Below are 13,369 nucleotides of genomic sequence, written 5' to 3'. Positions count from 1 at the left end.
GGGGTCGTACCTCTTCCCGTTCGGAGGGATCGTGGTTCTGAGTGGAAGGGGGCGCCGGGGTGGGCGCCCCGCCCCGCGTTCAGTGGGAGCCGGCGTTGCCGTCGACCAGTCGGAACAGTTCCTCGTCGCTGGCGCTGTCGAGGTCGAGGTCCGCCAGGTCCGGGGCGGGCCCGGGACCGGTGCCGTCGCCCGCCGGACGGCGGTCGAAGCGGCCGATCAGGTCGAGCAGCCGGGACAGCACGTCGCCGGTGTCGTCGCCGGTGGTCAGCGCCTCCTCCAAGGCGGAGAGCGAGGCCTCGACGGTGGGTGCCGACGTGGTGTCGTCCACGGGGAGCCGGGCGGCCAGGTAGGCGGCGATCCCGGCCGGGGTCGGGTAGTCGAAGACCAGGGTCGCGGGGATGTCGAGGCCGATCGCCGCGCCGATCCGGTTGCGCAGTTCGACCGCGGTGAGCGAGCTGAACCCGAGGTCCCGGAAGGCCCGGTCGGCCGCGACACCCTGGGCCCCGTCGGTGTGGCCGAGCACGACGGCCGCCTCGGCGCGGATCAGTGCGGTGAGGGTCCCGACCCGTTCCTCCGGGCCGAGGCCCGCCAGCCGCCGGAGCCAGGCCGGGCCCTGGCCGTCGTCGGACGGCTGTCCGCCCGGCGCGGCGGTGAGGCTCGCGGTGGCGACGGTGGTGTTGGTGACCTCCGCGTCGAGCCAGTAGCGCTGCCGCTGAAAGGCGTACGTCGGCAGCGGCACCCGGCGGGGCGCGGCCGGAGCGAGGAACGCCGCCCAGTCGACGGGCACCCCGCGCACGTACAGTTCGGCGGCCGAGGTGAGGAAACGCCCGAGGCCGCCCTCGTCACGGCGGAGGGTGCCGGTGGAGACGGTGTGGCGGGCGGCGCCGGCCGACTCCAGGGTTTCCTGGAGCGGGACGGCGAGCACCGGGTGCGGGCTGATCTCGACGTACGCGGTGTGCCCGGAGGCGGCGAGGGCGCGGGTGGCCTCCTCGAAGCGGACCGTCTGCCGCAGGTTGGCGACCCAGTACGCGGCGTCCAGTCCCGCGGTGTCCTGCCAGTCGCCGGTCACGGTGGACAGCAGCGGGACCGTGCCGGTGCGCGGGCGCACCGGGGCGAGCAGGTCGAGGAGTTCGTCCCGCACGGCGTCGACGTGGGCGCAGTGGGAGGCGTAGTCGACGCGGATCAGCCGGGCCCGTACGTCCTCGGCCTGGTAGGCGGCGACCAGTTCGGCGAGGGCGTCGGCGTCGCCGGAGACCACCACCGAGCCGGGGCCGTTGACCACGGCGACCGACAGCCGGCCGGCCCAGCCGCTGTCCAGACGGGCGGCGACGTCGGCGGCGGGCAGCGGCACGGAGGCCATGCCACCGCGTCCGGAGAGGGCGATGATGGCGCGGCTGCGCAGGGCCACGACGCGGGCGCCGTCGTCCAGGGTGAGCCCCCCGGCCACGGTGGCGGCGGCGATCTCGCCCTGGCTGTGGCCGACCACGGCGTCCGGGCGGACCCCCAGGGAGGTCCACAGCTCGGCGAGGGAGACCATCACCGCCCACAGCACCGGCTGGACCACGTCGACCCGGTCGAGGCCCGGGGCGCCCTCGACGCCGTGCAGGACGTCGAGCAGCGACCAGTCGGTGTACGGGGCGAGGGCCTCGGCGCACTCCTCGATCCTCCGGGTGAACACCGGTGCCGTGTTCAGGAGTTCGACGGCCATACCGGCCCACTGGGCGCCCTGGCCGGGGAAGACGAACACGGTCCGCCCGTCGGTGTCGGCCCGGCCGCGCACCAGGCCGGGGGCGGATTCCCCGTTGGCGAGCGCGGTGAACGCCGGACGCGGGTCGGGGCCGAGGACGACGGCGCGTTCCTCCAGCGCCGCGCGGGTGACGGCGAGCGAGTGGGCGAGGTCGGCCCGCTCATCGTCCGTGCCGTCGAGGCGGTTGGCGAGCCGGGCGGCCTGGCCGCTCAGGGCCGCCGGGGTCCGGGCGGAGAGCACCCAGGGCAGTGCGGCGGGCGCGTCGCCGCACGCGGGCGGCGTGGGGGCGGCGGGCGGTGCTTCGAGGATGACGTGGGCGTTGGTGCCGCTGACGCCGAAGGAGGACACGGCGGCCCGGCGCGGGCGGTCCAGTGCGGGCCACTCACGGTTCTCGGTGAGGAGTTCCACGGCACCCGAGGACCAGTCGACGTGCGGGGACGGCTCGTCCACATGCAGAGTCTTCGGCAGCACACCGTGCCGGATCGCCTGGATCATCTTGATGACGCCGGCGGCACCGGCCGCGGCCTGGGTGTGCCCGATGTTGGACTTCAACGAGCCCAGCCACAGCGGCCGTTCGACGTTCTCCCGCTGCCCGTAGGTGGCCAGCAGGGCCTCGGCCTCGATGGGGTCGCCGAGGGTGGTGCCGGTGCCATGGCCCTCGACCACGTCCACGTCCTCCGGGCCGAGTCCGCTCGCGGCGAGCGCCTGACGGATGACCCGCTGCTGGGACGGACCGCTCGGCGCGGTCAGCCCGTTGGAGGCACCGTCCTGGTTCACGGCCGAACCACGCACCACCGCCAGCACCTCATGCCCCAGACGCCGGGCGTCCGACAGCCGCTCCACCAGGAGCAGGCCGACGCCCTCCGCCCAGCCGGTGCCGTCCGCCCCCGCCGCGTACGCCTTGCAGCGTCCGTCGGCGGAGAGGGCGCGCTGGCGGCTGAACTCCACGAACGTGGTGGGGGTCGACATCACGGCGACGCCGCCCGCCAGGGCCAGGTCGCACTCCCCCGCCCGCAGCGACTGCGCGGCCAGGTGCAGGGCGACCAACGAGGAGGAGCAGGCGGTGTCCACGGTGACCGCAGGGCCCTCGAAACCGAAGGTGTAGGAGATCCGGCCGGAGGCGACACTGCCGGCGGTTCCGTTGCTCAGCCAGCCCTCCAGCTCGGCGGGCACCTCACGGACCCGGGGCGCGTAGTCGTGGTACATCACACCGGCGAAGACACCGGTACGGCTGCCGCGCAGGGCCTGCGGGTCGACGCCGGCGCTCTCCAGCGTCTCCCAGGCGGTCTCCAGGAGCAGCCGCTGCTGCGGGTCGGTGGCCAGCGCCTCGCGCGGGGAGATCCCGAAGAACGCGGCGTCGAAGTCGGCGGCCCGCTCCAGGAATCCGCCGTGCCGGGTGTAGGAGGTGCCGGGCCGGTCGGGGTCCTCGGAGTAGAGGGCTTCCAGGTCCCAGCCCCGGTCGTCGGGGAACGCGCCGACCGCGTCGACGCCGTCGCGCACCAGCGCCCACAGGTCGTCCGGGCCCGCGACCCCGCCGGGCAGCCGGCAGGCCATGCCGACGATGACGACCGGGTCGTCCTCGCGAGCGCCCGCCGACGCGGTGATGGCAGGCAGCGGCTGGGGGTCGGGGGCTCCGAGGAGGCGTTCGCCCAGATGAGCGGCGACGTCGGCGGGGGTCGGGTGGTCGAAGACCAGCGCGGCGGACAGGGTGAGGCCGGTGGCCGTGCCGAGGCGGTTGCGCAGTTCGACCGCGGTCAGGGAGTCGACGCCGAGCCCGGTGAACGCCTTGCGGGCGCCGACCGAGGCGGGGGTCGTGGCCAGCACGGTCGCGGTCTCGGTGCGGACCATGTCGAGCAGGGCGGCCTCGCGGGCGGCGGTGTCCGGCAGGGCGGCGAGCCGGTCCGCGAGCCCGGCGGCCTCGCCGGTGGCCGGCGCGGCGGCGGCGTTGCGGCGGACCGGCCGTGCCTGCCTCGGGAGGAGTCCGCGCAGCAGCGGCGACACGGGCGCCCCGGAGGCGGCCACGGCGGCGAGGTCGAACGGGGACGGCACCAGCAGGGCCTCGCCGGTGGCCTCGGCCGTGTCGAACAGGGCGGTGCCCTCGGTGTCGGTCAGTGGCCGCACGCCGAGCCGGGCCAGTCGGGCGAGGTCGGCGGCGGTGAGGTGGCCGGTGATGCCGCTGGGCTGCTCCCACTGGCCCCAGGCCAGCGACTGGGCGGCGAGCCCCTGGGCGCGGCGCCGGGCGGCGAGCGCGTCGAGGAAGGTGTTGGCCGCGGCGTAGGAGCCCTGACCGGGCGAACCGAGGACTCCGGCCACGGAGGAGTAGAGGACGAACGCGTCCAGCGGCAGGTGGGCGGTCAGCTCGTGCAGGTGCCAGGCGCCGTCGGCCTTGGGCCGCAGCACCGTGTCGAGGCGGTCGGGGTCGAGCGCGGTGGTCACGCCGTCGTCGACGACACCGGCCGTGTGTACGACCGCGGTCAGCGGGCGGTCGTCCGGGATCGCGGCGAGCACGGCCGCGAGGGCGTCCCGGTCGGCGGTGTCCACCGCGGCGACGGTGACCTCGGCGCCCGACTCGGCCAGTTCGGCGCGGAGTTCGGCGGCGCCGGGGGCGTCCTCGCCGCGCCGGGAGGTGAGCAGCAGGTGCCGTACCCCCCGCTCGGTGACCAGGTGGCGGGCGATCAGGGCGCCCAGGGTGCCGGTGCCGCCGGTGACCAGGACGGTGCCGTCCGGGTTCCAGTCGGCCGCCGGGGCGACGGCGCCGGGCGCCACGGCCAGGCGCGGTACGTGGACGGCGCCGCCGCGAAGGGCGATCTGCGGTTCTCCGCCGGCGACGGCGGAGGCGAGGGCGGCCTCGGACTCCGGGGTGCCGTCGAGGTCGGCGAGGACGATCCGGTCGGGGTTCTCGGTCTGGGCGGAGCGCAGCAGCCCCCACACGGCGGCGGCGACCGGGTCGGGGGCGGGGTCGCCGGGTCCGGTGGCGACGGCGCCGTGGGTGACGGCGACGAGCCGGGCGGTGGTGGGGTGGGGGCCGGTGAGCCACTCCTGGACGGTGGTCAGGGCGCGGGCCAGGGCGGCGCGGAGCCGGTCGGGGGTGCCGGACAGGTCGTCGCCCTCGGCACCGGGCAGGTCGTCCGCGATGCCGCCGCCGAGCCGGACCTCGGTCCAGTCGGTGATGTCGGAGACCTTGGCGCCCGCACCACCGTCCCTGGCCACCGGCCAGGTGAGGGTGTGGAGGCCCTCGGGTGCGGGCGGCCCGGCGGGCGCCTTGGCGGGCCGGGTGACGAGGGTGCCGACCGTCACCACCGGGGCTCCGGACGGGTCGGTGGCCTGGAGGGAGAAGGTGTCGGCGGCCTGGGCGGTGAGCCGGACCCGCAGGGCGGTGGCGCCGGTGGCGTGCAGGGTGACGTCGCGATAGAGGAACGGCAGCCGGGTGGGCTCGCCGGAGCCGCCGGACGCGTTGCGCAGGCCGGGCAGTTGGAGTGCCGCGTCGAGCAGGGCGGGGTGGATGTCGAAGCCGCCGACCTCGCCGTGCCGCTCCTCCGGGAGGGTCACCTCGGCGTAGTAGGTTTCGCCGTCCCGCCAGACCGCCCGTATGCCTCGGAAGGCGGGTCCGTAGTCCAGACCGGTCGCGCCGAGCGCGGTGTACACGTCGTCTACGGCTACCGTCTCGGCGCCGGTCGGCGGCCACTGGTCGAGGCGGAACTCGGCCGGTCCGGCGTGGGCGGCGAGGACTCCGGTGGCGTTGCGGACCCAGTCGGCGCCGGACGCCTGCGAGCGGATGGTGACCGGCCGGTCCCCGGCGGCGTCGGGCGCGGCGACGGACACCTGGACCCGTACGCCGCCCCGCGCGGGCAGCACGAGCGGAGTCTCGACGGCGAGTTCACCCAGCCGGGCCGCGCCGACCGCGTCGCCCGCCCGTGCGGCCAGTTCGACCAGGGCGGCGCCGGGCAGCACCGGCGTGCCGAGCACCACGTGGTCGGCGAGCCACGGGTGAGTGCGGGTGGAGAGGGTGCCGGTCAGCAGCAGGGCGTCGGCGTCCGGCAGGGGTACGGCCGCCGCGAGAACCGGATGGTCGACGGCGCCGAGCCCGAGCGCGTCCGGGTCGGAGGCCGCACCTGGCTCCAGCCAGAACCGGCGCCGTTGGAAGGCGTAGGTGGGCAGGTCCACCCGGCGGGCGCCGGAGCCGGCGAAGTACGCGCTCCAGTCGGTCTCGTGACCGCGGACGTGGGCGTGGGCGAGCGCGGTGAGCGCGGTCGTGGTCTCGGACCGGTCGCGGCGCAGCGCCGGAACGGCGACCACGTTGGTGCCCTCGCCGTAGGTCTGGCGGACGAGTCCGCTCAGGGTGCCGTCGGGACCGAGTTCGAGGTGGGTGCGGACCCCGGCGGCCTCCAGGGCGCGGACCGCGTCGGCCCAGCGCACCGCGTCGCGGACGTGCCGGACCCAGAACTCGGGCGTGGCCAGGTCGCCTTCGGCGGCGATCCGGCCGGTCAGCGCGGACACCACCGGGATCTCCGGCCGCGCGTAGGTGAGTTCGGAGACGACCGCGCGGAAGTCGTCGAGGACGGCGTCCAGGTGCGCGGAGTGGAAGGCGTGGCTGACGGTGAGGTGCCGGATGCGCCGGCCCCGGGCGGCGAACGCCTCGGCGACGGCGTGGACGGCCTCGGTGTCGCCGGAGACGACCACCGAGCGCGGCCCGTTGACGGCGGCCACGTCCACCCCGGCGGGCAGTTCGGCCCGGATCTCCTCCTCGGTGGCCTGGACGGCCGCCATGGCGCCGCCGGACGGCAGCGCGCCGATCAACCGGGCCCGGGCGGCGACCAGAGCGGCGGCGTCGGGCAGGTCGAGCACCCCGGCGACGTGGGCCGCGGTGATCTCGCCCACGGAGTGCCCGGCGACGAAGTCGGGGCGCACGCCCCAGGAGGTGTAGAGGCGGAAGAGGGCGACCTCCACGGCGAACAGCGCGGGCTGGGTGTACACCGTGTCGTCCAGGCCGTCTCCGGAGGCGATGACCTCGGTGATCGGACGGTCGAGGAGCGGGTCGAGGACGGCGGCGACCTCGTCGAAGGCGGCGGCGAAGACGGGGTGAACGGAGTACAGCTCGGCGCCCATTCCCGCGCGTTGACTGCCCTGGCCTGTGAAGAGGAAGGCCAGGCCGCCCGGTTGGCCGGCGGTGCCGGTGATCACCGAGGGGGACGGGGAGCCGTCGGCGAGCGCGCGCAGGCCGTCGGGGCCGCCGACGACGACGGCGCGTTCCTCCAGGGCGGCCCGGGTGGTGGCGAGGGAGTGGGCGAGGTCCAGCGGGGCGTCGGCGGAGGCGTCGACGTGGTCGGCGAGACGGTCTGCCTGGGCGCGGAGGGCTTCGGGGGTGCGGGCGGACACCGGCCAGGCCAGCGGGAGTCCGACGGTGGGCTCACCGGCGGCGGCTGCGGCGGGCTCACCCGTGGCAGGTTCCCCGGTGGCGGTCCGGCCGCCTGCGGTTCCGCCGGTGGTGGCTGCGGCACCGGCAGGTTCCCCGGTGGCTGCCCGGTTGTCCGCGGGCTCACCGGCCGGTGGTGCTTCGAGGATGACGTGGGCGTTGGTGCCGCTGACGCCGAAGGAGGAGACGGCGGCGCGGCGCGGGCGGTCGAGTGCGGGCCAGTCGCGGTTCTCGGTGAGGAGTTCCACGGCACCCGAGGACCAGTCGACGTGCGGGGACGGCTCGTCCACGTGCAGGGTCTTCGGCAGCACGCCGCGACGGATCGCCTCGACCATCTTGATCACACCGGCGGCGCCGGCCGCGGCCTGGGTGTGCCCGATGTTCGACTTCACCGAACCGAGCAGCAACGGCCGTCCGCCGGGGCGATCCTTGCCGTAGGTCTCGATCAGGGCGTGCGCCTCGATGGGGTCGCCGAGGGTGGTGCCGGTGCCGTGGCCTTCCACGGCGTCCACGTCTGCCGGAGCGAGTCCGCTCGCGGCGAGCGCCTGACGGATCACGCGCTGCTGGGACGGACCGCTCGGCGCGGTCAGCCCGTTGGAGGCACCGTCCTGGTTCACGGCCGAACCACGCACCACCGCCAGCACCTCATGCCCCAGACGCCGGGCGTCCGACAGCCGCTCCACCAACAGCAGCCCGACACCCTCCGCCCAGCCCGTGCCGTCCGCCCCCGCCGCGTACGCCTTGCAGCGTCCGTCGGTGGACATCGCCCGCTGGCGGCTGAACTCCACGAAGACGGTCGGGGTCGACATCAGCAGCACCCCGCCGGCCAGCGCCAGGTCGGACTCGCCGGAGCGCAGCGACTGGGCGGCCAGGTGCAGGGCGACCAGCGACGAGGAGCAGGCGGTGTCCACGGTGACCGCCGGACCCTCGAAACCGAACGTGTAGGAGACCCGGCCGGAGGCGACACTGCCCGCGTTGCCGATGCCGAGGTAGCCCTCCAGCTCGGCGGGCACGTCCTGGGTACCGGACGCGTAGTCACGCCCGGAGATGCCGGCGAAGACGCCGGTCCGGCTGCCGCGCAGTGCGCGTGGGTCGATACCGGCTCGTTCGAGCAGCTCCCAGGTCGTCTCCAGGAGCAGCCGTTGCTGCGGGTCGATCGCCGGGGCCTCGCGGGGCGAGATGCCGAAGAACTCGGGGTCGAAGTCGGCGATGGAGTCGAGGAATCCGCCGTGCCGGGAGTAGGAGGTGCCGGGCCGGTCGGGATCGGGGCTGTAGAGGCGGTCGAGGTCCCAGCCGCGGTCCTCGGGAAACCCGGTGAGCGCGTCGGTGCCGTCGGCGACCAGCCGCCACAGTTCCTCGGGCGAGGTCACGCCGCCCGGGTAGCGGCAGGCCATGCCGACGATCACGATCGGGTCGTCGTCCCGCGCGGCGGTCCGGACAGGACCGGCGACGTGAGTCCCGACGTCCGCGCCGCCCAGTTCACCGGCAAGCCAGTCGGCGAGCGCGGTGGGGGTCGGGTGGTCGTAGACGAGGGTGGCCGGCAACTGCCGTTCGGTGGCGGCGGAGAGGCGGTTGCGCAGTTCCACCGACATCAGTGAGTCGAAGCCGTGTGCCTTGAAGGCACGGGCGGGGTCGATGACGTCCGGGGAGGCGTGCCCCTGAACGGCGGCGGCCTGCGCGCGTACGACGGTGAGGAGTTCGCGGCGCAGCTCGGCCGGGGCGAGTGCGGTCCAGCGGCCCGGGCGCGCGGCTCCTTCCACGGGTTCCGCCGACTCCGCGCGCACTCCGGGCAGTTCGGCGGCCAGCGGGTGTCGGCGGTCGCGGAAGAAGGTAGGCCAGTCCGCGTCGGCGACCACCAGGTGCGGCTCGTCGTGGGCGAGGACCTGACCGAGGACGGTGAGGGCGCCGTCCGGCGGGAGGGAGACCAGTCCGTGCCGGAGCAGGGTCGCTTCGGCTCCGTCGGCGGCGATGCCGTCACCGGCCCAGTGGCCCCAGGCGACCGAGTTCGCGGGCAGCCCGGCGGCGCGGCGCTGGTCGGCGAGCGCGTCCAGGTAGGCGTTGCCGGGGGCGTAGTTGGCCTGGCCAGGGACCCCGCACACGCCGGCGAGGGAGGAGAACAGCACGAAGGCCGCCAGGTCGGCGTCCAGGGTCAGTTCGTGCAGGTTGCGGGCGCCGGTCGCCTTGGCTCGCAGCGCGCGGTCGAGGTGGGCGGGGGTCAGGCGGCCGATCAGTGCGTCGTGCAGGGCGGCGGCGGTGTGCACGACGGCGGTCAGCGGCCGGTCCTCCGGGACGGCGGCGAGCACGGCGGCCAGCTGGTCCCGGTCGGCGACATCTGCGGCGGCGAACGTCACGGTGGCGCCGGAGCCGGCGAGTTCCTCGGCGAGTTCCAGGGCGCCCGGCGCGTCCGCGCCCCGGCGGCTGAGGAGCAGCAGGTGGCGGGCGCCGTGCCGGGCCAGCCAGCGGGCGAGGTGGCCGCCGAGGGCGCCGGAGCCGCCGGTGATCAGCGTGGTGCCGGACAGCAGGCGCTCGGGGAGGGCCTGTTCGTCGGCGCCGTCGGCCGGGGCGGGCGGCAGCGGCGCGGCGGGGACCAGGCGGCGGGCGAGGACGCCTGCGGCGCGGACGGCGGTCTCCCGTTCCCGGTCCGGGCGGGGGTCGGCGAGCAGCGCGGCGATCCGCTCCCAGGTGCGCCGGTCGGGCTCGGCGGGCAGGTCGACGAGGCCGCCGGCGCGGGCGGGGTTCTCGGCGGCGAGGATGGCGCCGAAGCCCCACACCAGGGCCTGTTCGGGGTCGGTGACATGGTCCGTGGGGCCGGTGGAGACGGCGCCCCGGGTGAGGAACCAGAGGGGAGCCTGGAGGCCGGCGTCGTCCAGGGCCTGGGTGAGGGCCAGCTGGGCGGCGTGGGAGCGGGGGACGGCGTCATGGCCGTCGAGACGGCCTTCGGCGAGATGGAGCAGCGAGACGACACCGGTGAAGGAACCGGACGCGGGCAGCAGGGCGGCGAGCGCGGCGCGGTCCGTGTCCGGCGGGACGAGGAGGGTCACCGGGCGGGCTCCGCCCGATTCGAGGACGGTGCGCAGCGCGTCGACGTGGGCGTGGCCGGCGTGGGTGTCGGGCACGGCGAGCAGCCACTCCCCCGTCGGCCGGCGCGCGGGCCCGGCGGGGCGGACCGGGCGCCAGACCAGGCGGTGGCGCCAGCGGTCGGTGGCATCGGCGGCGAGCCGACGTTCCCGCCACGAGGTCAGCGCGGGCAGCACCGGCGCGAGGGCGGCGGCGGGCAGGCCGAGAGCGGTGGCGAGCCGGTCGTCGTCCTGCTCGCCGACCAGGTCCCAGAAGAAGTCGTCGGGGGCGGCGCCGGCGGGGGCGAGGAGTTCGGGCGAGCGGGTGGCGTCGAGCCAGTAACGCTCGTGCTGGAAGGGATAGGTCGGCAGGCCTGCCGCCGGGCGCGGGCCGGGCGCGCCGATGACGGCGGCCCAGTCCAGCGCCACGCCCTGCGTGTGCAGTTCGGCGGCGGACCGCAGCAGCCGGTCCGGGCCGCCCTGCCCGCGGCGCAGGGTACCGGTGACGATCGGGGCGCGGTCGGGGCCGACCTGGGGCTCCCGGGCCTCCAGGGTCTCCAGGATCGCGCCGGTGAGCACGGGGTGGGCGCTGACCTCGACGAAGACGGTGTGGCCGGTGTCGGCGAGGCGGCGGGTGGCCTCCTCGAAACGGACCGTGCGGCGCAGGTTGGCGACCCAGTAGGCGGCGTCGAGTCCGGCGGTGTCCTGCCAGTCGGCGGTCACGGTGGACAGCAGCGGGACGGTTCCGGTGCGCGGGGTGACGGGTGCGAAGGCGTCGAGGAGTTGGCCACGCAGGGCGTCGGTCTGCGAGGAGTGGGAGGCGTAGGCGATCGGGATCACGCTGGTGCGCACCCCCAGGCCGGCGTAGAAGGCGCGGAGTTCGTCGAGGGCGTCCAGGTCGCCGGAGACGGCCACCGAGGCGGGGCCGCTGACCACGCCGATGGACAGCCGTCCGGCCCAGCGCGCGTCGAGTTCGCGGGTGACGTCGGCCTCGGGCAGCGCGACGGCGACCATGCCGCCCCGGCCCGCGATGTCCTCCAGGGCGCGGGCGCGCAGGGCGACGATCAGGGCGGCGTCCTCCAGGGAGAGACCGCCCGCGACGACCGCGGCGGCCACCTCGCCCTGGCTGTGCCCGACGACGGCGTCCGGGGTGAGGCCGTAGGACTTCCACACCTCGGCGAGGGCGACCATGACCGTGAACAGGGCGGTCTGCAGGACGTCGGTGCGGTCGGGGTCCGGCGTGCCCTCGGCGCCGCGCAGCACGTCGGTCAGGGCCCAGTCGTGGTACGGCGCGAAGGCGGCCGCGCACCGGTCGACGGCGGCGGCGAACACGGGCGAGGCGTCGAGGAGTTCGGCGGCCATGCCGCGCCACTGGGTGCCCTGGCCGGGGAAGACGAAGACCACCTTGCCGTCGGCGCCGGCCGGGCGGACGGTGCCGCGGACGGCGTCGGCGGGCTGTTCGCCGGCGGCGAGGGCGCGCAGGGCGTCGGCCGGGTCCTCGGCGATCACCACGGCGCGCTCGTCGAACGCGGTGCGAGTGGTGGCCAGGGCATGGGCCACGTCGGCGGGTGCCGCGGCGGTGCTGTCGAGGTGGTCGGCGACCCGGCCGGCCTGGTCGCGCAGCGCGTCGCCCGTGCGGGCGTAGATCACCCAGGGCAGGATCCGGGCCGGCACGGCGACCTCGTCGAGGTCGGTCGCCCGCGGGGCGGGCAGCGGAACCGGGGCGGGCGGCTGCTCGATGATGACGTGGGCGTTGGTGCCGCTGACGCCGAAGGCGGAGACGGCGGCGCGGCGCGGACGCCGGTCGTCGGTGGCGGGCCACGGCTGCGCCTCGGTGAGCAGCCGGACGGTGCCGTCGGACCAGTCGACGTGTGATGAGGGGGCGTCCACGTGCAGGGACTTGGGCAGGACGCCGTGCCGGATCGCCTGCACCATCTTGATCACGCCGGCGACGCCGGCGGCGGCCTGGGTGTGGCCGATGTTCGACTTCAGTGAGCCGAGCAGCAGGGGCCGGTCGGCGGTGCGGCCGCCGCCGTAGGTGGCGATCAGGGCCTGCGCCTCGACGGGATCGCCCAGCCGGGTTCCGGTGCCGTGCGCCTCGACGGCGTCGACGTCGCCGGGGCCGAGTCCGGCAGCCTTGAGCGCCTCCCGGATGACCCGCTGCTGGGAGGGGCCGTTGGGGGCGGTCAGCTGGCTGCTGCGGCCGTCCTGGTTGACGGCGGAGCCGCGCAGCACGGCCAGCACCGGGCGGCCGAGGCGCTGGGCGTCGGAGAGACGGGCCAGGGCGATCACGCCGACGCCCTCGCCCCAGCCGGTGCCGTCGGCGGCGGCGGCGAACGGCTTGCAGCGGCCGTCGGGGGCGAGTCCGCGCTGGCGGCTGAACTCGATGAACATGCCGGGCGCGGCCATCACGGTGGCGCCGCCGGCCAGCGCCAGGTCGCATTCACCGCGGCGCAGCGACTGGGCGGCCAGGTGGAGGGCGACGAGGGAGGAGGAGCAGGCGGTGTCCACGGTGACCGCCGGGCCCTCCAGCCCGAGGGTGAAGGCGACCCGGCCCGAGGCGACCGAGGTGGTGGTGCCGGTGAGGACGTAGCCGTCGGTCTGGTCGGCGGGCTTGTGGTGCAGGCTCGGGCCGTACTCCTGGGCGATCACGCCGGCGAACACTCCGGTGCGGCTGCCGCGCAGGGTGGCCGGGTCGATGGCGGCGTTCTCCAGCGCCTCCCAAGAGGTCTCCAGGAGCAGCCGTTGCTGTGGGTCGGCGGCGAGGGCCTCGCGGGGGGAGACACCGAAAAAGGCGGCGTCGAAGTCCCCTGCGTCGTAGAGGAATCCGCCTTCGCGGGCGTAGGTGCGGCCGGCGGCGTCGGGGTCCGGGTCGTAGAGGTGGTCCAGGTCCCAGCCGCGGTCGGCGGGGAAACCGCCGATCACGTCACGTTCCTCGCTGACCAGTCGCCACAGGGCGTCCGGGGTGTCGGCTCCGCCGGGGTAGCGGCAGGCCATGCCGATGATGGCGATCGGCTCGTCGGGGCGGTCGGCGGCGGCCCTGGCCTCGGCCTCGGCCTCCTTCAGCTTCTCCCGGGTGTGGTGCAGCTCGGTGGCGACGCGGTTGAGGTAGTCGCGCAGCTTGGCCTCATGGGTGCTCATGTGGGCGTGCCT

At 75.9% G+C, this 13,369-nt stretch carries 1 protein-coding gene; it reads right to left on the bottom strand.

Annotated elements, in window-relative coordinates:
* Positions 1-79 precede the first annotated feature (79 nt).
* Positions 80-13,357, bottom strand: coding sequence for a type I polyketide synthase (locus ACIPSJ_RS26150; protein WP_401349479.1), 13,278 nt, complete (start codon positions 13,355-13,357; stop codon positions 80-82).
* Positions 13,358-13,369 lie beyond the last annotated feature (12 nt).

The sequence above is a fragment of the Streptomyces sp. NPDC090088 genome (assembly GCF_044747345.1).
GTDB lineage: Bacteria > Actinomycetota > Actinomycetes > Streptomycetales > Streptomycetaceae > Streptomyces.
The sequence above is the reverse complement of the archived record's forward strand: the minus strand, read 5'-3'. Positions and strand labels throughout refer to the sequence as shown.